Origin of the sequence: Tautonia marina, from assembly GCF_009177065.1 — a bacterium.
Taxonomy (GTDB): Bacteria; Planctomycetota; Planctomycetia; order Isosphaerales; family Isosphaeraceae; genus Tautonia; species Tautonia marina.
The window spans coordinates 1-23490 of the sequence record NZ_WEZF01000029.1; the positions used below are offsets into that span (position 1 = coordinate 1).

Annotated in this window: 15 protein-coding genes; 13 read left to right on the forward strand and 2 right to left on the reverse strand. The window is 66.0% G+C overall.

The genetic code is table 11. The features are described 5' to 3' along the window. Positions 1 to 488 precede the first annotated feature (488 nt). The 3 genes from GA615_RS24915 to GA615_RS24925 all read left to right on the forward strand — a co-directional run bounded on the left by GA615_RS24915 (position 489) and on the right by GA615_RS24925 (position 5114). A complete protein-coding gene (locus tag GA615_RS24915) occupies positions 489 to 3017 on the forward strand; it encodes a PSD1 and planctomycete cytochrome C domain-containing protein (protein WP_161602549.1) in 2529 nt (842 codons plus the stop codon). 94 nt (positions 3018 to 3111) lie between these two features. Beyond that, a complete protein-coding gene (locus GA615_RS24920; RefSeq protein WP_152054060.1) occupies positions 3112 to 4578 on the forward strand; it encodes a DUF1501 domain-containing protein in 1467 nt (488 codons plus the stop codon). A 26-nt stretch (positions 4579 to 4604) separates the two neighbouring features. Further along, a complete protein-coding gene (locus GA615_RS24925) occupies positions 4605 to 5114 on the forward strand; it encodes a GNAT family N-acetyltransferase (protein WP_152054061.1) in 510 nt (169 codons plus the stop codon). A gap of 106 nt (positions 5115 to 5220) precedes the next feature. On the opposite strand, the gene GA615_RS24930 is transcribed toward GA615_RS24925, so the two are convergent. Beyond that, complete coding sequence (locus GA615_RS24930) at positions 5221 to 6804, reverse strand: hypothetical protein (protein ID WP_152054062.1); 1584 nt, start codon at positions 6802 to 6804, stop codon at positions 5221 to 5223. 456 nt (positions 6805 to 7260) lie between these two features. On the opposite strand from GA615_RS24930, the gene GA615_RS24935 reads away from it, so the two are divergent. The 5 genes from GA615_RS24935 (at position 7261) to GA615_RS24955 (ending at position 16143) form a co-directional block, all read left to right on the forward strand. Beyond that, positions 7261 to 9174: a M20/M25/M40 family metallo-hydrolase gene (locus tag GA615_RS24935; RefSeq protein WP_152054063.1), complete on the forward strand. Its 1914-nt coding sequence runs from the start codon at positions 7261 to 7263 to the stop codon at positions 9172 to 9174. Positions 9175 to 9438: 264 nt separating this feature from the next. Beyond that, positions 9439 to 10458, forward strand: a complete 1020-nt coding sequence (locus GA615_RS24940) for a hypothetical protein (protein WP_152054064.1) — start codon at positions 9439 to 9441, stop codon at positions 10456 to 10458. Then, positions 10455 to 11570 carry an ABC transporter ATP-binding protein gene (locus GA615_RS24945; RefSeq protein WP_152054065.1) on the forward strand — a complete coding sequence of 372 codons (1116 nt, stop codon included), beginning with the start codon at positions 10455 to 10457 and terminating at the stop codon, positions 11568 to 11570. The genes GA615_RS24940 and GA615_RS24945 overlap by 4 nt, the downstream gene beginning before the upstream one ends. A gap of 17 nt (positions 11571 to 11587) precedes the next feature. Beyond that, positions 11588 to 13264 (forward strand): hypothetical protein, encoded by a 1677-nt coding sequence (locus GA615_RS24950; RefSeq protein ID WP_152054066.1) that lies wholly within the window; start codon positions 11588 to 11590, stop codon positions 13262 to 13264. A 158-nt stretch (positions 13265 to 13422) separates the two neighbouring features. Continuing rightward, positions 13423 to 16143: a serine/threonine-protein kinase gene (locus tag GA615_RS24955; RefSeq protein ID WP_161602550.1), complete on the forward strand. Its 2721-nt coding sequence runs from the start codon at positions 13423 to 13425 to the stop codon at positions 16141 to 16143. A 38-nt stretch (positions 16144 to 16181) separates the two neighbouring features. Here GA615_RS24955 and GA615_RS24960 read toward each other — a convergent pair whose 3' ends face one another. Next, positions 16182 to 16925, reverse strand: coding sequence for a hypothetical protein (locus tag GA615_RS24960; protein WP_152054068.1), 744 nt, complete (start codon positions 16923 to 16925; stop codon positions 16182 to 16184). 949 nt (positions 16926 to 17874) lie between these two features. Between GA615_RS24960 and carA the strand changes: the two genes are divergently transcribed. The 5 genes from carA (at position 17875) to GA615_RS24985 (ending at position 23487) form a co-directional block, all read left to right on the forward strand. Continuing rightward, positions 17875 to 19026, forward strand: a complete 1152-nt coding sequence (gene carA, locus GA615_RS24965; RefSeq protein WP_152054069.1) for a glutamine-hydrolyzing carbamoyl-phosphate synthase small subunit — start codon at positions 17875 to 17877, stop codon at positions 19024 to 19026. A 128-nt stretch (positions 19027 to 19154) separates the two neighbouring features. Further along, positions 19155 to 20462, forward strand: a complete 1308-nt coding sequence (locus GA615_RS24970) for an adenylosuccinate synthase (RefSeq protein WP_152054070.1) — start codon at positions 19155 to 19157, stop codon at positions 20460 to 20462. Positions 20463 to 20544: 82 nt separating this feature from the next. Further along, on the forward strand, positions 20545 to 21309 hold the full coding sequence (locus tag GA615_RS24975) for an isoprenyl transferase (RefSeq protein WP_152054127.1): 765 nt from the start codon (positions 20545 to 20547) through the stop codon (positions 21307 to 21309). A 90-nt stretch (positions 21310 to 21399) separates the two neighbouring features. Next, positions 21400 to 22299: a phosphatidate cytidylyltransferase gene (locus GA615_RS24980; protein WP_152054071.1), complete on the forward strand. Its 900-nt coding sequence runs from the start codon at positions 21400 to 21402 to the stop codon at positions 22297 to 22299. A 147-nt stretch (positions 22300 to 22446) separates the two neighbouring features. After that, positions 22447 to 23487 (forward strand): PhoH family protein, encoded by a 1041-nt coding sequence (locus GA615_RS24985; protein ID WP_152054072.1) that lies wholly within the window; start codon positions 22447 to 22449, stop codon positions 23485 to 23487. The last annotated feature ends 3 nt before the right edge of the window (positions 23488 to 23490 follow it).

Below are 23490 nucleotides of genomic sequence, written 5' to 3' on the forward strand. Positions count from 1 at the left end.
TGGCGCGGAACCCGGGGCACCCAGAGTCCACCCATTGGTACGAGAAGCGGCACTCGGCGGCTGTCAGATCCACCAAGCAGGGCCACTGGCGGGCGGGTGTCCTCTCGCCATGCCGGGACGACCCGCCCGCACGGCTTCCCGCATTGGGGCGATCTGGGCACGATTTCCCGAAACGAATGGGTCTGATCGACGTAACTCCTTTTCGGAGAACACCAATTGCTCAGAATCCTTTGCGCACCGGAGTGCGCACCGACCAGCGCACCTCCAGCCTGACACGACCCTCAACGCTCCCAGAGGCTCACCATCCGGTACATCCGGCCGTTTCCCCTGAACGACGAGCGGCCCGCGACGCGACTGGCGAAGCACTTCAAAAAAAGTCGATGAAGAATGGATCGCATTGGAGAACCCGATCTGATAAGCTCAACGGTTGTTTGATCGTCCCCCCAGAGGGCAACGAACTGCTCCCCACCCCTGCGAGGTGTTCGTCAATGACCAGGGCCCTCCTCTCCCCCTCCCGCCATCCTGCTCCTTCCTCGATCCTGATTCTCCTGACGATCGGCCTGCTCGCCGCCCCGGCCCTCGCCCGATCCGACGACGACGCCGAACGCGAAGGGCTCCAGCTCTTTGAATCCCAGGTTCGGCCCATCCTGATCGACCGCTGCCAGCGCTGCCACGGCGAGGAGAAGCAAAAAGGGGATCTGCGGGTCGACTCCCTCGCCCACCTGCTCGGAGGCGGTCGAACCGGCCCGGCGGTCGTCCCGGGGGACCTGGTCGAGAGCCTCCTGGTCGAGGCCGTCCGCTACGAAGGCTTCGAGATGCCCCCCGACGGCCAGCTCCCTGCCGATGAGGTCGAGGCCCTCGTCCGCTGGGTCGAACTCGGCGCCCCCTGGCCCGGTGAAGACCAAACCGCCGCCATCCGGGAAGCGCCCGAGACCTTCACCGACGCCGATCGCTCCTACTGGTCCCTCCAACCGGTCGCCGAGGTCGAACCCCCCGCTGTCTCCGACTCCGGCTGGAGCCGTAACCCGATCGACCAGTTCATCTTCGAGCGACTCAATGCCGCTGGCCTTTCTCCCGCTCCCGAGGCCGACCGCCGCACCCTGATCCGTCGCGCCACCTTCGACCTGCACGGCCTGCCGCCGACCCCCGAGGAGGTGGAAGCCTTCCTCGCCGACGACGCCCCCGACGCCTTCGACCGCCTCGTCGATCGCCTCCTCGAATCCCCCCGATACGGCGAGCGCTGGGGCCGCCACTGGCTCGACCTCGTCCGCTTCGCCGAGTCCGACGGCTACCGGGCCGACGCCTTCCGCCCCTTCGCCTGGCGCTACCGCGACTACGTCATCGACGCCCTCAACCGCGGCCTGCCCTACGACCAGTTCATCCGCGAGCAGATCGCCGGCGATGAGCTGGACCCCGAAAGCCCCGTCGGCCGCGTCGCCACCGGCTACCTCCGCCTCTGGGTCTACGAGTCGAATCAGCGCGACGTGGAAGGCCAGTGGGACGGCATCCTCGACGACATCACCGACGTTACTGCCGACGCCTTCCTCGGCCTCGGCATGGGTTGCGCCCGCTGCCACGACCACAAGTACGATCCGATCCTTCAGAAGGATTACTACCGGCTCCGCTCCTACTTCGCCGCGCTCATCCCCCGAGACGAGCTTCATGTCGTTCCCGACGCCCCCGCCACCGGCGAGGCCGAGCGCCGGGCCGCCTGGGAAGCCCTGACCGCCGCCACCCGCGCCGAGATCGCCGACTTGGAAGCCCGCTACCGCGAGCGAGCCGCCCAGTCGGCCATCAAGCTCTTTCAGCCCCAGATGCAGGCCCTGATTCGGGAAGACAGGGACGCGCTCTCCCCGCGAGAGCAGCAGCTCGCCACCCTGGCCTTCCGCCAGGTCATCATGGAGTACAACAAGGTCCCGAACCAGCTCAAGGACGAGAAAGCCCGCTGGGAAGAACTCGTCGCCGACCTGAAGCGGTTCGACGCGATCCGCCCGGCCGAGCCGAACGTGGAGACCATCGCCGACGTCGGCCCGGTCGCCCCTCCCACCACAATCCCCGGCGACCGCTCCGTCGAGGACATCCCCCCCGGCATCCTCTCCATTCTCGACCCCGAACCAGCCTCGATCGCTCCCCCGCCTGGTTGGCCCGACTCCACCGGCCGACGCACCGCCCTGGCCTCCTGGCTCTCCGACCCGAGCAACCCGCTCGTCCCCCGAGTCATGGTCAACCGCCTCTGGCAGTACCACTTCGGCAAGGGGATCGTCGCCACCAGCAGCGACTTCGGCCGCCTGGGAGAAACGCCCACCCATCCCGAGCTGCTCGACTGGCTCGCTTCGACCTTCATCGACGAGGGCTGGAGCCTCAAGTCGTTGCACCGCATGATGATGACGTCGAGCGCCTACCGCCAGGACTCGTTCCGCGACGACCTCGAATCGTGCCAGGCCGTTGATGCTGAGAACACCTTGCTCTGGCGCTTCCCCCCGCGCCGCCTGGAAGCCGAGCCGATCCGAGACGCCATGCTCGCCGTCAGCGGCGAGCTTGACCTCGACCTGGGCGGCCCCAGCGTCTCGGCCGACCAACCCCGGCGGTCCATCTACACCAAGTTCATCCGCAACGAGAAAGACCCCGTCCTGGGGGCCTTCGATATCGCCGACGGCTACCTCAGCACCGCCCAGCGCAACGTGACGACCGCCCCCACCCAGTCGCTCATGATGATCAACGGCGCCTGGACCTTGAAACGGGCCGAGGCCTTCGCCAATCGCCTCCTCGATCTGCCCGACCACACCGACGCCGACCGCGTCCGTCACGCCTTCCGGCTCGCCTACGCTCGGTCCCCCGACTCCGACGAGGTTGCCGCCGCCCTCGTCTTCCTGCGAGGACCTGCCCCCGACGGTGACGACCTGGCCGCCGCCGGCCTGCCGTGCGACGATGGGACCGAGGCCCCGGTCGATCGCGCCACCTGGGTCGACTTCTGTCACGTCCTCCTCAACGCCAACGAGTTTCTCTATGTCGACTAACCCAAGACACAGGCCCCCGGCGGATCGGCCTCGCTCCTAGCCGGTCCCGATCGGAACCTCCGATATCCTCCCCGCCGAGCCGAGAGGTCGACCCATGACCACCCCCTTCGAATCACGACCGAACCCGATCCCGCACCGAATCCACACCCTCTCCCGCCGCGAGATGCTCCTCCGCGGCGGGGCTGGATTCGGAGCCCTGGGCCTCTCCTATCTGCTCGGCGGTCCGTCAGCCTCGGCCTCGGCCGACAGCCCGTCCCTCCTGCCCGACGCCTCCGCCTGGAAACGGCCCGATGGCGGCGCCAAGAGCGTCATCTTCCTGTTCATGGAAGGCGGCCCGAGCCAGATCGACACGTTCGACCCCAAGCCCGAGGTCAACCGCTTCGCCGGCCAGTCCTTGCCGTCGAGCATCAAGCGGGTCATCCTCCCGATGGGAGAGATGGAATCTCCCCTACTCGCCTCGCAACGCAAATGGTCGCGCCGGGGCGAATGCGGCATGTGGGTCTCCGACTGGCTCCCCCATATCGGCGACTGTGCCGATGACCTGGTGGTCGTTCGCTCCTGCATCTCCGACGGTCTGAACCACGTCAACGGCGTCTGCCAGATGAACACCGGCTCGATCCGAGGGGGTCGCCCGTCCCTCGGAAGCTGGGTGACCTACGGGCTCGGCACCGAGAACGAGAACCTTCCCTCCTACGTTGTCCTTCAGGACAACGAACGCGCCACCGTCGCCGGTGGTCCCCGCAACTGGGGGGCCGGCTTCATGCCCGCCGTCTATCAGGGAACCAAGCTCGCGTCTGGTGAGGAGCCGATCCCCGACCTCCTGCCTCCCGACGGCATCGACGACGCCCGCCAGCGTCGCAAGCTCGCCTTGCTCGACCAGTACAACCGGCGCCACTCTCTCGACCGCCCCGATCAGTCCGAGCTGGATGCCCGGATCGCCTCCTACGAGCTTGCCTTCCGCATGCAGGCCGAGGCCCCCGAGGCGGTCGACATTGACGCCGAGTCCGAGGAAACGAAGCACCTCTACGGCCTCGATCGCGAGGAAACGGCCAAGTTCGGCCGCAACTGCCTGCTCGCCCGCCGCCTCGTCGAGCGAGGCGTCCGCTTCATCCAGCTTTATCACGGCGCCGGCAGCAAGTGGGACGCCCACACGAGCATCGAGAAGAACCACACCGAGAACTGCCGGTCGATGGACTACCCCGTCGCCGGTCTCATTAAGGACCTCAAGCGCCGCGGCCTGCTTGACTCGACCCTCGTGGTCTGGGGTGGCGAGTTCGGCCGTACTCCCATGTCCGAGAAAGGGGACGGCCGCGACCACAACCCCTACGGCTTCACCATGTTCATGGCCGGGGCCGGTCTCCAGGGTGGTCGCGTGATCGGCGAGACCGACGACTTCGGCCTGCACGCAATCGAGGACCGGATCCACGTCCACGACCTGCACGCCACGATCCTGCACCTTATGGGCCTCGACCCCGACCGCCTCGTCTTCCTTCACAAGGGACGCCCCGAACGGGCCACCCTCAACGAGGGCGTGGTGGCCGATCGAGTGGTCCTCGGCTGACTCGACCCGTTGATGGCCCCCCCGAAATGACCGACCTCATCGTTCGGCTCGTCACCGCCGCCGATGCCCCCCTGTTCGAGCGTGTGGCGGACGACGTGTTCGATCATGAGGTCCGTGACGATCTCGTCCGGGCCTTTCTGGACGATCCCCGCAGCCTGATGGCGGTGGCCCTGGACGCCGAGGTCATCGTCGGCATGGCCTCAGGGCTCGTCTACGTTCACCCCGATAAGCCGAACCAGCTGTTCGTCAACGAGGTCGGAGTGGCTCCGCCTTACCAACGTCGCGGTCTGGGCAAGCGGCTCGTCTCCACCCTGCTCGATCAGGCTCGGGAACGAGGTTGCACCGAGGCCTGGGTGGCCACCGAGGTCGACAATCACCCCGCTCGGGCCCTCTACGAATCGCTGGACGGAGTCGAGGATTCACCTCCGGCGGTCATCTACCTGTTCGATCTGGCCCCCTCCGCTTCGGCCACGACTGAGGCCGATGGCCCTGAACACCCGCCTCGAGATGGAGTGCAGCGTCCCCCAACCGCCTGAGATGGTGCTACTTCCGACGATCCGATCGATGCAAACAGGCCACGCCCATCGTGTCGACGGGCGTGGCCTGTTCTTCTTCTGAATCACTGAGACTCGATCGGGACGATCAGAAGGGCGAGTTTGCCTCGGCCTCCTGGCGACGGCGTTCGAACTCCTCGGTCCCCGGCAAGGGAACGGTCGTTCCTTCGGGGTTCAGCAGTCGTTCGATGGCCTCGGTGTCGGCCGCCTCAACCACGCCGGGAATGGTCATGCCGTACGAGTAGCCGAGCGAGCTGAGCAACCGTTCGACCGGCAGCGGACGAAGCCCCAGGCGACGAGCTTCCTCGATAACCTCGGTCCGGGTGGTGGCGAAGGCCATGTCATCGAGGTTCATTTCCTGAACCGACCGCATGTTCGAGGGCGTCCGGATCGGGTCGCGTTCGTCGATGATGTAGTAGCTGATCTTCGCGTTCAGCTCACCTTGTTCCTGTCCCACGGAAGGGGTGGGCAAGTCGTAGTCGACCACGCCACCGGCAGCCTGAATCAGGCGCTTCAGGTCTTCGCGATCGTCGACGCCATCGCGGTTCATGTCGATCTTGCCGATCAGGGCGAACCGTTGCGGCCCGTCGGGGCTCCAGGCGGCCGAGTACAGTTGATCTCCCACGCGAAGCGGGTTGTTCTTGTCGAACTGTTCCTCGATCGAGGCGACCGTTTCCTGATTGCCCACGTCGATCAGCTTAATCCGAGCCTTCGGCTTATCGCTCGGTAGGCCGGGGGCGTCGGCGTCGAAGACCGACAGGATCATCTGAGGCCGGGCACCCATACTCCGGGTCAGGTTCGTCCGAATTCTCCGCGTCGTGTAGTCCACGAAGGTCACGTACCCGTCCGCGTTGTCCAGAACGACCTCAGTCTTTTCCGACTGATCTCGCCAGTATTTCATCTGTTCGAGAATGTCGGAAATCCGGTCCTCGTAATCCGCTTTCTGCGAGGCCAGATTGGTCGTCAGACCGTCGTTCTGGACCCGAAGTTCCGCCACCTGACGCTGAAGCTGGCTCAACTGATCGCGTTGTTCTTCAAACAGACCTTCGTACTTCTGGTGCTCGTTCTGAAGGTCGGTCTGCGCGGTCTGGGCGGCCTGCTGCTGACGGTTCAGTTCCGCCTGGTTCACGTTGTCGACGTTTTCCAGTTGCCGGCGAAGCCGGACATTGTCGGTAGCCAGGGCCGTGGCCAGCCGAGACTGATTGGCCGTCAGGGCGGCGAGGGTTTCCAGCGATCCTTTGAGGGTCGGGGACAGAGTCGATTCATCAGTAAAGGTCTGAATCAGCCCGGTCAGGTTTTCCCGGTAGCGAGCGACCTCAGTGCCGGTCGCTCCATCCTGCTGGGCCTGTTGAATGGTTTGATTTGCCTCGGCCAGTTGCTCGCTGAGTGAGGCCACCAGCGCTTGCTGGTCCGTGTCGATGGTCGTCAGAACGGCAGCCGTATCCGACTGAACCTGATATCCTGCCCGGTCGAGGACCGAGATCAGGTTATTGTTGGCCTGGCTGGCCTTGGTGTTGGCCTGCGTTGCTTCGTTCCGGGCCGTGGTCGCGTCCTGGTTCGCCTTGCTGTACTCGGAGTACAGGAAGTACGACGTCACCGCCAGGATCACCGTCAGTGAGACGAAAATCGCGACGGCGATTTTCAGTCCCTGCGATTCGTTGGCAGATGCCATGGATCAATATCTCCCGCCGGCCGGGCCGGATCCTCGGGGGTGGCCGGTCCAGGCTGTCCGCTGGTGCGTAAGATGGTCGAATGGGGTCGAGAGGCGGCGATCGCGGGATCATTCGGACCGGATCGCGAGAAGAGAGGAGCATCCGAAAGAGCAATCACTTCCAGATTTTAGGAGCCATTCCGGCGCCGGTCAAACCAACCACGAGCGGCTGGAACGTGCTTGCCGTCCTGACCGGCAGGGTCGACACAGAACGATCTGGAGCGACCGTGACGACTCGATTCGTTGGACGAGCGAACCCCGCAAACCGTTCCCACCGATTTCTTTTGCCCATCTTCCTTCTGCCCTCGGGGTCGGCAGGTCCCTTGACGCTCGCCAGCCGATCGACCGACAATCCGTTGTCTCCTGGATCGTGGTGTTCGTTCCTTTTTTTTCTGTTCGCTCTGATGGAACCGGCCGATGTCTTCGATCCTTCGTGCTTCGATTCAAACCGTGGCTCGTCCTCTTGCGATTGCCATTCCCTGGGTCGTGCTGCTCGGGACGGTCACGACGGCTCGATCCCAGGAGGCTGAGCCTGCGCTGGCCCGGCTCCAGACCGACGTCTCCTTCCTCGCCGACGATGCGCAGGAAGGACGCGATCCCGGTTCCGCCGGGATCGAACGCGCGGCCCAGTACATCGCCAAGGTGTTCAAGGAGGCGGGCCTGGCTCCTGCCCCGGGCCTCGACGATTACTACCAGCCTTTCACCATCACCGGCTCGGCCCGGCTCGGCCGCTCTCAGAGCTTGGCCGCGACCGGGGACGACGGCGAGACGATCGAGGGCCGACTCCGGCGCGATTTCATGCCGTTGAGCATCGGCGGCGCCGGCTCGTTCGAATCCCTCCCCATCGCCTTCGTCGGTTACGGCATCACGACTCCCGACGACGCCGAGTTCTCCTACGACGATTACGCCGGGATCGACGTTGACGGGAAGGTCGTCATCCTGCTCCGACGGGCGCCGAAGTACGACGTTCCGGGAAGCCCGTTCGCTCCCGATGGAGCCCGGCCGGTCGATGTAGCCACCTTCCGCCACAAGGCCATCAACGCCTTCCGCCACGGCGCGAGGGCCGTCTTCATGGTCAACGACGAGGCCGGGTTGAAGGGCGAGGAGGATGAACTCCTGCTGTTCACCTCCGCCGGCACCGATCGCATCACGACCATTCCCTTTGTCATGGCCCGGCGAGCCTTTGTCGATCAGATTCTCCAGGCCGCCGACGCCCCGAGCCTGTCGGAACTCGAAGCCGCAATCAACGCCGACGACCAGCCCAAACCCGCCAGCCGATTGCTCGACGGTGTCTCCCTGACCGCGTCGATCGACGTGGAACAGCCGACCATCGTGGCCAAGAACGTGGTCGGGGTGCTTGAAGGCTCCGGCCCGCTGGCCGACGAGACGGTGGTCATTGGTGCTCACTATGATCACCTCGGCAAAGGGGGGGCCGGATCGCTCGCCCCCTTCTCCCGAGACATCCACAACGGGGCCGATGACAACGCCTCGGGCACGTCGATGATGCTGGAGATGGTCCGACGCCTGGCCGCTCGTCCCGATCCGCTCCCTCGTCGCGTCGTCTTCATGGCCTTCTCGGCCGAGGAGCGCGGCTTGCTCGGCTCGCGGTTCTATGTTGAGGATCAGCCGCTTGTTCCGCTCGACCAGACCGTCTTCATGTTCAACTTCGACATGGTTGGCCGCCTGAGCGAGTCGAGCGATCTGACCGTCTTCGGCGTTGATTCCACCCCCGGCCTGCGTGATCTGGTCATGGCGATCGGCTCGTCTCATGGGTTCAACATCCGACCGAACGCCCAGGTGGCCGGCAACAGCGATCACGCCCCGTTCCACGATCGCGGCATCCCCGTGGCCTTCCTGTTCACCGGAACCCACACCGACTATCACCGTCCCAGCGACACGGCCGAGAAGGTCAATTACGAAGGGATGGCTCGCATTGCCGACTACGCGGAACTGCTCGTCCTCGATGTTGCCCGACGACCCGAACGCCCCGCCTTCTCCGTCAGCGAGGAGGCCGAGCCCGAGCCTCGCCGCATGGCTGCCGGCAACGGGGCTTCGCTTGGCACGATCCCCGATTATGATGAGAGCGTCGAAGGGCTTCGCCTCAACGGCGTCCGGGAAGGCAGCGCCGCCGACAAGGCAGGCCTGACCGGGGGCGACATTATCATCGGTTTCGCCGGCAAGCCCGTCGGCACGATCTACGACTTCATGGAAGGGCTCAACGAGTCGAAGCCCGGCGACCGCGTGAGCATCGAGATCCGCCGAGGCGACGAAACCCTGACCCTCGAAGCCGTCCTCGACGCCTCCGCCCCCCGAGAAGGGCACGGCGACTGATCGAATGGATCGGCTCTGGCTGGGGTCGGATGATGACCCCAGTCAGCGAGGCCGAGCTGGCTGGCGCTGAGGCTTAGGGCCGATCAGTTCGTCGTCTTCGACTCTCTCCCGTCCTGACTCGATTTCCGGCGATCGCGTCCTTTGGGGAACCGATCCCAGAACCGCCCCCTCATGACTCGAACCGGATCATCGACGCTACTCCTCGGTTTTCTGCCGGCCGTTCTCCTGATTCTCTCGGGATGTTCGGACGATCGGTCCCCGGTCGTGATCGCGACCCCCTGGGGTCGCGCGACCTGCCGGCAGTTCACCACCCTCCTCGCCGAGTCTCCCGGCGATCCGATGCCCCCGATCCGCTGGGTGCGCCTCGATCGCTGGGACGACCCCGCTCACCTGCTCGACGCGGGACGAACTGTCCATCTGCTCCTCGGCTGGCCGACCGCGACCCTCCAGGAACTCGGTGATCGCAACCTTCTCGACGAGTCCGAAGACGCTCCGTTCCGCTGCCTCGGTCTCGAAGGTGCGGAATCGTTTCCAATGTCCGACGCGGATCGGCGTTTCTCAGCGATCCTGCCCGGTGATCCTCGGATCGACCCGGTCGCCCGCGATCAGGTCGCCAGGCAACTGGCGTGGGCCGAAGGCCGAGACGCGGACCTCTCCCTCCTCGAACTGGGGGCCTCGTTCATTCCCGGCTCGGTCGATTCCCCTTCGATCGATCCCGATACCCGAGGCTTTAGCGTGGCTTCGATCGCCGCTCCTTCGAATTCCGGGGTCCAGGCTCTCCTCGACCGGCTCCGCCGAGGGTCGCTCATCGAGCCGCTCCCGATCCAGACCCCCTCTCCCGAGCGGACGCTCGCGGCCGAGCTGATCGGGGCCACGATCCTCGACGCCGGACCTGAGCTGCGTCGAGCCTTTCAGGCCATCGAGCAATCACCGAACCCTCAGCTCGGTCGAGCCGTCCTCGCCGAGCCTCCCCCCTGGCCTCCCGACTCAATCCAACGGCTCACCACGAACGACCCGTCGTCTCGGTCCATGATCGAAACCTTGGCCGAGGCCCTGGTGGATGATCCCGAGTCGAGGGCCTGGCTGCTCGACTCCTGGCAGACACCCCCTCGCCCCGTCGATCGTGCCCTGCTGGATGCCCTGGCGACGGCCAACGACGGCCGCTTGCTGCAGTCGTCTCGGGTCTTGCCCTGGCTCCGCGCCGAATGGACGGCGTGGGCTCGACAGCGATTCTCCCAGCTTGCTCGGGAACTGGCCGCCGAAGCCGAGGAGGCCGCCCGATGAGCCGCTTGCTCTGCGAAGGGCTTTCGAAACGCTACGATCGGATCGCGGTCGTCGATGAAGTGAGCCTCGATGTCCGCTCCGGACAATGGCTCTCGGTCCTCGGTCCCGCCGGATCGGGCAAATCGACCCTCGCCCGCCTGATCGTCGGGCTCGACCGTCCCGATCGCGGCGAGATTTTCGTTGACGATCGTTTGATCCAGTCTACCCGGCCCCACGAGCGCGGGTTCGGCTATCTGGGGCAGTCCGAGGCCCTCTGGCCTCATCTGACGATTGCCGAAAATGTCGGCCACGGGCTCCGCGCCCGGGGAATCGCTCGCAAGGACCGACGCCGCAAGGTTGAGGAAGCCCTCACGACGATCGGCCTGGAAACCCTGGCCGATCGGCTCCCTGCCGCCCTCGACGACCTCCAGCGCCGACGGGCCGAGCTGGCCCGAGCGATCGTCGATGACCCCCGCATCCTCATCCTCGACGAGCCGACCGAGCCCCTCGAACCGCGCAATCGCCCCGCCTTTCGAGAGGAGTTGCGACGGCTCCGCGCCGGTTGGGATCGAACGGTCGTCGTCTTCACCCAGCATCGCGACGACGCCTTCGCCTTCTCCGATCACCTGGCCGTGATGGACCTGGGGCGGATCGTTCAGGTCGGCTCGTCCGAGGTGGTCTACAGCACTCCGGCCGACGCCTTCGTTGCCCAGTTGCTCGGGCCGGTCAACCTGTTACAAGGACAGGTGGCCGGGGCCTCGATGTCGGGAGAGCTGTTCGTCCGCACCACCATCGGCCGCCTCGTCGGCCGCCTGGCAACCCGCGGCGAGCCTCCGGTCGGCACGCCGGTCACGGTGGCCATCCGGCCCGAGTCGATCCGGCTCGGTCCGAACTTGCCGGTCGATGCCAACCGGTTTCAGGTGACCGTCGAGCGCCAGGTCTTTCAAGGGGCCTTGCGGTCGATCGACCTGCGAGGCCCCGGCGACTGGCCACTGGTGGCCTCGGCCCTGCATCCGCAGGCCCCCGACCTCCGCGAAGGCCAGCCCTTGACCGTCGCCGTCACCCCCGATCATGTCGTGGTCCTGCTCGGTCGCTATGCCACCGTGCCGAAGTCCGGCGAAGCGGTCTCGTGACGCTCTTGGAGAGGCCGATGACCCGACTCGTCAGGCTCCTCGGAGCCCTGCTCGCCCTGGCCGTGATGATCGCTCCGGTGATCGGCCTGGCCCTGGCCTCGATCTTCGCCGTCGAGCCGGCCGACGACCTCCGCGCAACCGTCGTCCACTGGGGGCTGACCCTCTCCGATCCGTTTGCGCGCGACTGCCTTGGTCACAGCCTGGCGATCACCGTCGTGGTCGTCGCGCTGGCCACACTCACCGGTATCACGCTCGCCCGCATCGCCTGGGGATGCCGAGGGTGGCGAAGGGCCATCCCCCTCACCTTGATTCGCCTCGGCGCCGGATGCCACCCCTTCGTGATGGCAATGGCCTGGATGATGGTTCTTTCACGCCTTGACCCATCGATCCGTTCCTTCCCGCGCTGGGAATGGCTCGACGGCGACCGTGGCCGATGGCTCCTGCTGGGATTGGCGCAGTTCGGGTTTGCCTCGGCCTGGATTGCCTGGTGGACCGGCCGGGCGCTCGATCGGATCGGGCCGCAGTGGCAGCGGGTGGCCTCCATCTCCGGAGCCGGTCGCGGATGGGTCTGGCGCACCTCGATCTGGCCCCTCGTCCGGCCGACGGTCGCCCGCGTCTCGGCCTCGGTCTTCGCCGTCCTCCTCATCGAGCCGGGAGCGCCTCTGGTGCTTGGCCTTCGCCAAACCCTTGGCGCTCAAATCGTCGGCTCCCTCTGGATGACCTCCCGCAACGACGCCCCTCGGGCTGCGATTCTGACGGCCCTGGCCCTCGTGCTCTCACTGCTGGTCCGTCTGGCCTTGAAACGCTGGGGAGGCCCCGACCACCTGGCCTCCCTCCCTCGATCCTCCAGTGATCCTGCCGAGCCGATCGTCCCGTGGGGCCGTTTCCGATCCTTCGCCGCCGTCGTCGCGCTGATCGGCTGGGCGGCAATCACCCTTGGCCCGGCCGTGGCGCTGGCGATCGAGTGCTTCCGATCCCCTCAAGTCCTTGCTGGGTCGGCCACCGCTGCACAAGCCATCTGGCGAGAGCTGGCTCCCCTGCTCGGAGGGGCGCTGGCGCTAGGGGGGGCTTCGACCTTCCTCGCCATGACCCTGGCCTGGCCCCTCTCGGCCTTCCGACGCACCGGATCGGCCGTCAGCCTGCTCAACGCGGTTCCGCCGTTGGCAATCGGCGTTGGGTTGCTTGGGATCTGGCAGATGGCCCGGTCGTGGACCTCGACTGGAGCCGATCCGGTCGGTGCGGTCCTCCCGACGCTCGGCCTCTGGCTCGATCCCTACCGCTTCCCCTGGCTCCTCGTGTCCTGGGGAACGGCCCTCGTCCTTTTGCCCTGGGCCGTCGAGGCCGCCCGATCGGCGCGATCGCTCGACGCGACGGCCCTTCAAGAGGAGGCCCGCGTGGCTGGTCGTCGCCTGGCCTTCAGCCGGACCTTGCTCTTTCTCCCGATCGCGCTGCGGCGCTGCGTCGTGCCCGCGCTGGGGATGGTCCTGCTTGCGGCGTCCGGCCTCTCACCGGCCCTGGTGCTGACCCCCCTGGAACCCTTCCGACCGGTAGCCGCCTGGGTCGTTCGAGACGCGATCCACGAGCCGATCGCAGGACCGGCCATGCTCCTGACTCTGGTGGGCCCGATGCTCGGTGGGTTGCTGCTGCTGCGTCGGGATCGAGCCCCAGAATCCCTGACGATCCTCCGGAGCTGAGTCTTCTTCCAAAGGGGACCGAATTCCCCCCGGCGGGCTCACATTCCCGATGACCGCACCGAGGCTCGTTCAGGTTAAAAAAACTCGCGTGTCACACGACCTTGGTGGTAGCTTCAGAATCGGGGGACAAGGATTCCTCATAGATGTCGAGGTGTGTGATGAATGCCGATCGTGAGTTGCACCTCTTGTTGTTGGCGATTCAGAAACACGTGATCGACCCTGCCCTGCTGACCGAAGTGATTGCCGACTGGGCTCCCCTGGGTTCGGACGACGGCTTCATGTCCTTCCTGGTCGGTCGAGGAGCGCTCACCCCCGACGACCTGAAACGCCTCGAATCCCTCTCCACCTTCCCCGGGGCTCAAGGCACAGAGTCTGCCTCCTCGATCGCCTTGCCATCGCTTCCTCTGAGCCCGCACGCGACGACCGCGGGCGACCCGCTGACGGGGAGTGAAACGATTCCCTTTGAATCCGGGAGCGAGTCTGCCCCATCGAACGGACGGGGCGGACCCTTCGTCCCCCCTCAACGTTACGAGATCCTCGAACTGCACGAGACAGGTGGCCTGGGCCTCATCTGGAAGGCCAGGGATACCGTGATCGGCCGAGAGGTCGCGCTGAAGACCCTCCGTCCCGACCGAGCTGCGACCGAAACCGCCCGATCTCGGTTTGTTCGAGAGGCCCAGGTTACGGGCCAGCTTGAACATCCGAGCATTGTTCCGCTGTATGATCTCTCCAGCAGCGGAGACGACCCGTTCTATGTGATGCGGTTCATCTCCGGCCGGACCCTGTCTCAGGTTTCGGCCGAGTATCACCGCCGCCGACAGGCCGATCAGGTCGGCCCGCTTGATCTGGTGAGCCTGCTCGACGCTTTCGTCGGCGTCTGTCGAGCGGTCGCCTTCGCCCACCGGCACGATGTCTTGCACCGCGATTTGAAGGGGCAAAATGTTGTCGTCGGCGAGTTCGGCGAGGTCTTTCTGCTCGACTGGGGCCTGGCCAAGCACGTCGGCGATCTGGTCGATCCGGTCGGGGCCGCGTCCATCGACGGCGGTCTCGGCGGCGAGGACACCGCGCCCGGTTCCGCCGTCGGCACCCCCGGCTACATGGCCCCCGAGGTCGCGCGGGGGGCCGGCTCCACGAAGCAGTCCGACATCTACGGTCTGGGGGCGGTCCTCTATTCCCTCCTGACCGGCAAGGCACCCTATTCCGGATCGTCCGTCAATGAGGTCTTGCGCAAGATCCTCGCGACCGATCCCGAGCCGATCCGGTCGATCAACCCCCAGGTCCCCCCCCCGCTCGAAGCCATCTGCCAGAAGGCGATGGCCCGTACCCCGGATGATCGGTACGACTCGGCCGAGGAGGTTGCCACCGAGGTCCGTCGATGGCTCGCCGACGAGCCGGTCACCGCCTACGCCGAACCCTGGGGCATCCGTCTCGCCCGTTGGGCCAGGCGTCGGAAAACCACGGTTATCGCGGTGGCCATCTTTCTCATGACCGCCGCGCTGGTCGCCGCCCTCGCCGCGGTCTTGCTCTGGCAGGAGGAACAGCAGACCGAGGCCGCCAGGGGCCTTGCCGAACGCAACGCTCAGCGTGCCCAGCAGGAACAAACACGGGCCGAACAAAACGCCCGGCGTGCCCAGGCCGAACAGATCGTCGCCGAGCAGAACGCCGAGCTTGCCCGATCCGTCAGCGCCGATGCCCTGGCCCTCGTCCAGAACGTCGAGTGGGTTCTCGCCTCGACCGAGCCCCTGCATCGCTTCCGCAAGGACCTGCTCGATTCCGGCAGCCGGGCCTTCCGCGACCATCTCGCCCGCGATCCCGACGACACCGTCACCATTTCTCAGGCCGCCTCCGTCTTCCTCTACACCGCCAACGTCTTCCGCCTGGAAGGAGACGACGCCACCGCCGACACCCTCTACCGCGAGGCCGTCGAGCAACTCGAACGCCTGATCGCCACCGATCCGGCCGACCCCGCCCCTCGGCTCCGGCTCGCAAACGCCCTGAAGGACTGGGCCGTCCTCCACACCCGAACCGGGCCCCAGGCCGATGCCCTCGCCCTCTACCAGCGGGCGAGGGACGCGCTGGAGCCCCTGCGAGGGCCGGAGGACGAACGGGCCGAGGTCCGACGCTCGCTCGGCCGGATTCGCGTCAACCAGGCCGTCAGCCTCGACCATCTCGCGGATCAAGCCGCCGCCCTCGCGGCCGCCCGGGAAGCCGCCGACCTGTTCGCCGAGCTGCTCGACGCCCCCCCGGCCGACCGCCACCCTTACGACCCCTTGATGCTCGCCCGAGCCCTGACCCTCGTCGCCGCCCGAGAGCGGGACCTCGGCCGGATCGATCGGGCCAAAGAAATCCACGTCGAGGCGGTTCGGGCCTACGAGGCCCCCAACCGATCGACCCCTTACGGCGTCACTCAGGCCGATGTGGCCTGGACCGTCGCCCTCTGCCGCCTGGAACGGGGCAAGACCTGGGCCCTTGACCGCGATCCGAGAGCCTGGGGAGCCCTCGACGCGGCCATCAGCGCCTTCGAACAGCTCGACGCCGGCTTCCCTTGGGTCATCGGCTACTCGTCCGGACTGGCCGAGGCGCTGCTCACCCGAGCCGACGCCAAGGCCGCCGTCGGCTTCCCCGACGCCTTCGACGATTACGAACGAGCCCGAGCCGTCGCCGATCGTCTCGTCACCCAGCACCCCGACGTGGCCGAATACCTCCGATTGCTCGGCAAGAGCCTGTTGGGCCTGGCCCAGACCACCCGAGACGACCCCGATCGCCGCCTCGATCGGCTCCGCCAGGCCGAGCAGCACCTTGCCGCCGCCGTTGAGGCCGACCCCGAGGTCGTCGTGGCTCGGGAGGCCCTCGACGAGGTCCGGGCCGCCCTTCCTTGATCCGCGACGATTCCAAGGCGTGCCGAACCCGCGTTCGATCACCCCTTGACCGGTTCCGGCTCCGGTTGCGGTTCCGTCAGGGGTTCCTCTTCGTCGTCGTACTCGACCTCGACCGTTGGCCTTCCAGGAATGTTAATCGGGTCCAACGTCACCACGATCGTCCCATCGGTCGGCGACTCAACCTCCGGATCCTTGCCTCGGCCCGCCAAACCAGGGACTTCGATTGCGACAATCAGCGTTCCCGGACCTCGAAGGCCGGGCGTCGCGCTGCGGAGACTCCAGGGAACCTGGCCTCTGGGGTCCTCGACCGCCCGGATCGTGGGCGGCGTGCCGCGATTGAACCAACCCGGTGGCCCTTGAATCGCGAGCCACGAGGTGGTCCCCGGCGCGGTCCTCACTACACCCTTCGACCGCAAGGGAAACGCGACCGCAAGTTTCAGGACCGTTTCCAGGGGATTCAGCGTCGGTTCCTCGGGAGCCTTGAGGATCACCGTCACGTCCCGCTCACCCACCAGAGGAGACTCGACGACCTGTTTCACGCTGGCCTGAAGTGTTGCAATAATGAACGTCTCACTCCCTTTCTCCACCGCGACCGCCGCACCATCGGACCAGACGACCTCCGCGCAATCGTCCGCCGCCCCCGCCGGTGAAACGATCTGAACACTCAACCCCTCGGTCGCCAGGCCAATCTGACCGAGACGAAACATGATCGTGCTCGTTGATCCATCGGTGGGGTTGAGGACGCAATCCAACGCCTGGAACTCGGGCATCACGGGGTCCATTCTTCGAGGCTCCTTTCCAATCCGATCAGTCGGCACACCAGCATCATCGTTTGCACGAATGACCTGCGCAGGACGCCATCACGCTTCCAGTCACCCACGACGGAATCATGACACGCGAACGACAATTGCTCTCGCCTCGCTTCGAGGAATTCGCAGATCAGCCGCACTTTACGATCAACGAATCGTCTTCTCCAATCTTTTTTTGACTTCGGGCGACTCAGGCGGTCGCCATTGAAGCGATTCACTCCCCCTGCCGGAGCAATTTCGGAGCGATCCCGCTTGCCCGCCCCTGGCCTTCGCCCGACCAGATTGTGTGACTGCCGCTCCCGAAAATCACGATGATGTAAGAATGAGCGTGAGTGATCCCGACACGCACCCCCGACTCGTTCAGGCAAAGCGATCACCCCCGGTGCAACTCCCCCCTTTCGTTCCAGCCGGCCTCCCCTGGTTCCAGGTCAGCGATTACGCTCGACCAATTCGAAGGACTTCTTGTTTGCTTGTGTGCATGTCTTTCTTCCTGGCAGCTCGAATGCGTCACCAAACAAACCCAATGGCCCGACGAAACAAACCCAATGATCTTGACCAAACAAACCCAATGGCCCGACGAAACAAACCCAATGGTCTTGACCAAACAAACCCAATCCTCATGGTCGAACGTGTTCAACCGGATGGGTGTTTTGACGTAAACTTCTGCAACGCAAGTGAATGTGTCGCGGTCTCCGGGTTGGTTGTCTCGCTTGATCCGCCGAGACTCGGGGGGGAATCGGTGAGGGAGGTTCCCTCGGTTCGAGGCGGAGGCGACGGCCGACCGGGCTGGGGAATCCGGCGCCGATTCGGAGGGGGTGACGAACTCCCCTGGTTTCCCGACCCATCAGGCTGCTACGATTGAGCCGGGTCATTCCGGCGATACGGTCGCTCTGGACGCGCTAACGGGAGTCACGCGACGGCAATGGGCATTGCGAAACTGGCCTTGGAGGATGGCACGGTCTACACCGGCCGCTCCTTTGGAGCATCCGGCGAGATCGACGGCGAGGTCGTCTTCAATACGAGCATGACCGGCTATCAGGAGATCCTGACCGATCCGTCCTATCACGGCCAGATCGTCGCCATGACGTACCCGTTGATTGGCAACTACGGCGTCAACGCCGAGGACGAGGAGAGCCCCCGCCCCTGGGTTCGCGGCTTCGTTGTTCGAGAGCTGAGCCGCCTGGCCAGCAACTACCGATCGCGCGAAGACCTGCCGAGCTACCTGGCCCGTCACGGGGTCATCGGGGTGGAGGGGATCGACACCAGGGCCCTCGTCCGCCGGACCCGAGAGGTCGGCGCCATGAAGGGCTACCTCTCCACGACCGATCTCGACGACGCTTCGCTCGTCGAGAAGGCCCGCCGCAGCCCCGGCCTGGTCGGCCGCGATCTGACCCGAGACGTGATGCCCCAGCAGATCGCCCGCTGGGACCTTGGCTTCGAAGGCCCCTCGGCCGAGGGCCTCCGGGCGACCGAAGGCCTGCAACGGCATCAGGCCACCACGCCTCATGTCGTCGCGCTCGACTTCGGCATGAAGCGGAACATCCCGCGCTTTCTGGTCGAGAGTGGTTGCCAGGTGACGGTCGTGCCCGGCTCGAGTCCCCCCCAGGCGATCCTCGAACAGAAGCCCGACGGTATCTTCGTCTCCAACGGTCCCGGCGATCCCTCGGCCCTCCCTGGTGCGATCGATGCGCTTCGGACCCTGGTCCGGTCGGCGGCCGAGGATCGGGGAGTGCCGATCTTTGGCATCTGCCTCGGCCACCAGTTGCTCGGCCAGGCCCTGGGAGCCCGGACCTTCAAGATGAAGTTCGGCCACCGAGGGGCCAACCACCCGGTCCGCGACGAACGCACCGGCAAGATCGAGATCACGACCCAGAACCACGGCTTCGCCATCGACGCCGAGTCGTTGCCGAAGGAGGTCGAGGCCTCTCACACGAACCTCTACGACGGCACCCTCGAAGGGCTCCGGCACACCCGGCTCCCCATCTTCGCCGTCCAGTATCACCCCGAGTCGTCGGCCGGGCCGCACGACAGCGGGCACCTGTTCGGCGAGTTCCGACGCTTGATGGATCGCTGATCCGATCGCCGCTCTGCCAGGCCTCGCCTCGGGCGAATCGCTTGACGGATCGGATTGGCATTCGTATCGTATTTCCTTTGCTCCGTAACGCGTTACGCGAAAAAAAGACCTTCATCAGGAGGATGGCCGTGCCATCGACGTGCGTCGTGGGGTTGCAGTGGGGAGACGAGGCCAAAGGAAAGATCGTCGATGCCCTCTGTGACCGGCATGACATGGTCGTCCGCTACCAGGGGGGGGCCAATGCCGGCCACACCGTCGTGACCGGCGGCGTGACCTACAAGCTCTCGCTGCTGCCCTCGGGAATCCTGCGAGAGGGGATCACCTCGGTTCTCGGCAACGGCCTGGTCATTCATCCGCCCACCTTGCTGGAGGAGATCGAGCGGCTGGCCGGTCAGGGGATCGACGTGAGCGGCCGCCTGCTGGTCGGCGACCGGGCCCACGTCATCATGCCCTACCACCTCGTCGAGGAACGCCTCACCGAGGAATCGACCGAGGCCGCCGAGCAGCTCGGGACGACCCGTCGCGGGATCGGCCCCTGCTACCGAGACAAGGTCGGCCGGGTCCACGGCATCCGGATTGCCGACCTCTACTACCCCGACTCGTTCCGCGAGCAGGTCCGCCGCGCCGTCGAGTTCAAGAACCGCTCCCTCTCGGCCCTCCTGCACGACTTCACTCCCCTCGATGCCCGAGCCATCACCGAGGAGTACCTGGCCCTGGCCGATCGCATGAAGCCCTACGTGGGCGATGCTACCGACCGGCTCCACCTGGCGATCGACTCGGGCAGCCGCCTCTTGTTCGAAGGGGCCCAGGGCACCTTGCTCGACATCGACCACGGCAGCTATCCGTATGTGACCAGCTCGAACAGCAGTGCCGCGGGCATCTGGTCCGGCTCGGGGGTTCCGGCCCGTCACGTTGACCGCTGGATCGGCGTGGTCAAGGCGTACACGACCCGGGTCGGCGAAGGCCCCTTCCCGACCGAGCTGCACGACGAGGTCGGCGAGCGCATCCGCCGCGTTGGGCGAGAGTTCGGCACCGTGACCGGCCGCCCGAGGCGTTGCGGATGGTTCGACGCCGTGGCTGGTCGCTACACCGCCCGGGTCTCCGGATCGACCGAGCTGGCCGTCATGCTGCTCGATGTGCTGAGCGGGATCGACCGGCTTCGGGTCGCGGTCGCCTACGAGGACGAGTCGGGGGCCCGCGTCTCGGCCTTCCCGGCCCACCTCGACCGGCTGGCCCAGTGCCGCCCGGTCTTCCACGAGCTTCCCGGATGGTCCGAGGACATCTCCGGGGTCCGCTCCTGGTCCGACCTGCCCGAGAACGCCCGGCGCTATGTGCGGTTCCTGGGAGAACAACTCGGCGTTCCGGTGCGTATCGTCTCGGTTGGCCCGGACCGCGACCAGACCATCTGGATCGATTCCGCAACCGACCGCTCGTAACACCGACTGACCCGCCCGTATCCGGGGATGGAGCACGCCCCGCGTGAGCACTCCGACCGCGACCTCAAAGGCGATCGCGACCATGACCGACCCCAAGGTCCTGCCCCCCGAGCAACGGCCTCGGCACGTCGCCATCATCATGGACGGCAACGGCCGATGGGCCGAAGCTCAGGGGCTTCCCCGGATCTTCGGCCATCGCTCCGGCATCCGCAGCGTCCGATCGGTGGTCGAGGAAGGCTGCCGGATCGGCCTGGAGCAGATGACCCTCTACTGCTTCTCCAGCGAGAACTGGAAGCGGCCGAACCGCGAGCTGCGCTTCCTGTTCCGCCTGCTCCGGCACTTCCTCATCGTCGAACGCTCCGAGCTGATGGAGCAGAACGTCCGCCTGACGATGATCGGCCGTCGCGAAGGGCTGCCCGAGGACGTCCTCGACGAGTTCGACCGCACGGCCGCCATGACCGCCCCGAACACCGGCATGACCCTCTGCCTGGCCGTCAACTACGGCGCGAGGGCCGAGATCGCCGAGGCCGCCCGCCGGATCGCCCAGGATGCGATGGCCGGGCGGCTGGACCCCGATCGGATCGACGAGGCAACCTTCTCCGGCTACCTGACGACCGCCGGTATGCCCGACCCCGACCTCCTGATCCGAACCGCCGGCGAGCTTCGGCTGAGCAATTACCTGCTCTGGCAGATCTCCTATGCCGAGCTGTATATCACCGAGGTTCTCTGGCCCGACTTCCGGGCCGAGCACCTGCAGCGGGCCGTGCTCGACTACGCCCGTCGCCAGCGGAAGTTCGGGGGCTTGCCCGGTCGGGCTCCGGCCCCAGAGCCCACTCCCATCGGCTGATCCTCTGTTGCGTGTGCGGCGTCTGTCTTGTCGGCCTGCCCGGCCATCGCGTGAGCAAGGATTCCGAGTGATGTCGACTTCGGTGGTATCATGCTCCTGACCCGGTTGCTCATTGGCCTCCCGATGGCGGCAGGGTTCGTGGCCATCCTGCTCATCGATACCCTCTATCTCGCCCCCTGGTTCCCCCTCTGGCTGGTGGCGATGCTGGTGGCGATGGGCCTGGCGGCCCGAGAGATCACCAACCTGTTTGAGCAGACCAGCGCCCGGCCCGACGGGGTCGTCGTCTTCGGAGGCGTCCTGGTGGTCGTCCTCTCGAACTGGGGGCCGCACGTCTCCCGAGCCCTGATGGACCTCGACGCCCGGCCCGGAGCCGCCGTCGAAGCCCTGGCCTGGCCGCTCTGGGCGTTCGTGGCCGTGGTGATGACCACCTTCATCACGCAAAGTGCCCGGTTCGAGCATCCCGGCGGATCGATGGCGACCATCTCCGGCACGGTTCTGGCCGTGGCCTATGTCGGTCTGCTCGGCAGTTTCCTGGTCCAGATCCGATGGCTCGAAAGCCCGTATCAGGGGCTCGTTCCCCTGGCGGCCCTGGTGGCCACGGCCAAGGGGGCCGACATGGGAGCCTACTTCGCCGGTCGAGCCGCCGGGCGGCACAAGCTCTGGCCCCGACTCAGTCCGAACAAGACCATCGAAGGGGCGATCGGCGGCCTGATTCTTGCAGTAATCTTTGCCCTAATCGTGTTCGGTCTGACCCGGTTCTTGTTCCAGACCTCGGTCCTGAGCTGGCCGGCGGTCATCGGCTTTGGCGTGCTGGTGGGAGGTGCGGCTCAACTGGGTGACCTGATGGAGTCGATGATCAAACGCGACTGTGAACGCAAGGACTCGTCGGCCACCCTTCCCGGATTCGGCGGAGTGCTTGACGTGCTCGACTCGTTGCTCTTTGCCGGTCCTGTGGCCTACGGCTACTGGCTGATCTTCGGGCCGGCCTGATCCGTCGGAACCTTGGCGCGATCCGGTGTGTCTGGAAGGACCGTTGCCTTCGATGGCTCCATTGTCCAATAATACGGGTGATTCGGCGGGCCGGCCTTCTCGTGTTCAGAGCGCCTGGCATCGCTGTGTGGCAAGGTAGGAACTTGAATGCAGGCAGTGACGATTCGCCTGGCCGATCACGACGAGGAGCTGGCAATCTTCGGCAGCCGTGACCAGTTTCTCCGCCAGGTCCGGGATGCGCTGGGAGTCAAGGTCCTCGCCAGGAACGGAGAGATCCGGCTTGAGGGAGAATCGGATCGGGTGGATCGTGCCTCCCGGGTCTTCGAAGGTTTGCGCCGCCGCTACCGACGACAGCGGATGATCACCACTCAGGACGTTGCCGACGCCATCGACGCGGTCACTCCCATCGACGGCGGTTCAGGCGTCTCGAACGTCGAGATCCGGGAAGGGAACCGCCTGGTCCGCCCTCGGACCGACGGGCAGACCCGCTACCTGAGAGCCTTGCTGGAGAACTCGCTGGTCTTCTGCATCGGTCCGGCCGGCACCGGCAAGACCTACCTGGCCGTCGCCGCCGCCGTGGCAGCCCTGCGTCGGGGAGAGATCAAGAAGATCGTCCTGGTTCGTCCGGCCGTCGAGGCCGGGGAACGCCTCGGCTTCCTTCCGGGCGACCTGGAAGCGAAGATCAACCCCTACCTTCGCCCGTTGCTCGACGCCCTGCGCGACTTGATGGACTACGAGCAGCTTCGCCGTTACATGAGCAACGACCTGATCGAGATCGCCCCCCTGGCCTACATGAGAGGCCGGACCCTCAACGAGGCGGTCATCATCATGGACGAAGGGCAGAACGCCACCGTCAATCAGATGAAGATGTTTCTGACCCGCATGGGGACCGACGCCCGGATCGTCGTCACCGGAGACACGACCCAGGTCGACCTCGAACCCGGAACCCCCGATGGCCTCTCCGACGCCGTCCGGCGGCTCGAAGGGATCGACGGCATCGGGGTCGTTCGTCTGGATCGCTCCGACATTGTGCGTCACCCCCTGGTCCAGGCGATCGTTAATGCCTACGAGCGTACCGGCTCTCCGATCGAGCCGGGGATGATGGCCGCCCCTTCCCCGCTCGACTCGGCGGGCTCACCGGGCGACTCTCCACGATCCGAACCGGGCCTTGCCCCGGAGCATCCGTGAGCG

Excerpts from the sequence above, each read along its gene's own strand:
- GA615_RS24915 (WP_161602549.1), top strand. The coding sequence starts at position 489 with ATGACCAGGGCCCTCCTCTCCCCCTCCCGCCATCCTGCTCCTTCCTCG.
- GA615_RS24920 (WP_152054060.1), top strand. The coding sequence starts at position 3,112 with ATGACCACCCCCTTCGAATCACGACCGAACCCGATCCCGCACCGAATC.
- GA615_RS24925 (WP_152054061.1), top strand. The coding sequence starts at position 4,605 with ATGACCGACCTCATCGTTCGGCTCGTCACCGCCGCCGATGCCCCCCTG.
- GA615_RS24930 (WP_152054062.1), bottom strand. The coding sequence starts at position 6,804 with ATGGCATCTGCCAACGAATCGCAGGGACTGAAAATCGCCGTCGCGATT.
- GA615_RS24935 (WP_152054063.1), top strand. The coding sequence starts at position 7,261 with ATGTCTTCGATCCTTCGTGCTTCGATTCAAACCGTGGCTCGTCCTCTT.
- GA615_RS24945 (WP_152054065.1), top strand. The coding sequence starts at position 10,455 with ATGAGCCGCTTGCTCTGCGAAGGGCTTTCGAAACGCTACGATCGGATC.
- GA615_RS24950 (WP_152054066.1), top strand. The coding sequence starts at position 11,588 with ATGACCCGACTCGTCAGGCTCCTCGGAGCCCTGCTCGCCCTGGCCGTG.
- GA615_RS24955 (WP_161602550.1), top strand. The coding sequence starts at position 13,423 with ATGAATGCCGATCGTGAGTTGCACCTCTTGTTGTTGGCGATTCAGAAA.
- GA615_RS24960 (WP_152054068.1), bottom strand. The coding sequence starts at position 16,925 with ATGGACCCCGTGATGCCCGAGTTCCAGGCGTTGGATTGCGTCCTCAAC.
- carA (WP_152054069.1), top strand. The coding sequence starts at position 17,875 with ATGGGCATTGCGAAACTGGCCTTGGAGGATGGCACGGTCTACACCGGC.
- GA615_RS24975 (WP_152054127.1), top strand. The coding sequence starts at position 20,545 with ATGACCGACCCCAAGGTCCTGCCCCCCGAGCAACGGCCTCGGCACGTC.
- GA615_RS24980 (WP_152054071.1), top strand. The coding sequence starts at position 21,400 with ATGCTCCTGACCCGGTTGCTCATTGGCCTCCCGATGGCGGCAGGGTTC.
- GA615_RS24985 (WP_152054072.1), top strand. The coding sequence starts at position 22,447 with ATGCAGGCAGTGACGATTCGCCTGGCCGATCACGACGAGGAGCTGGCA.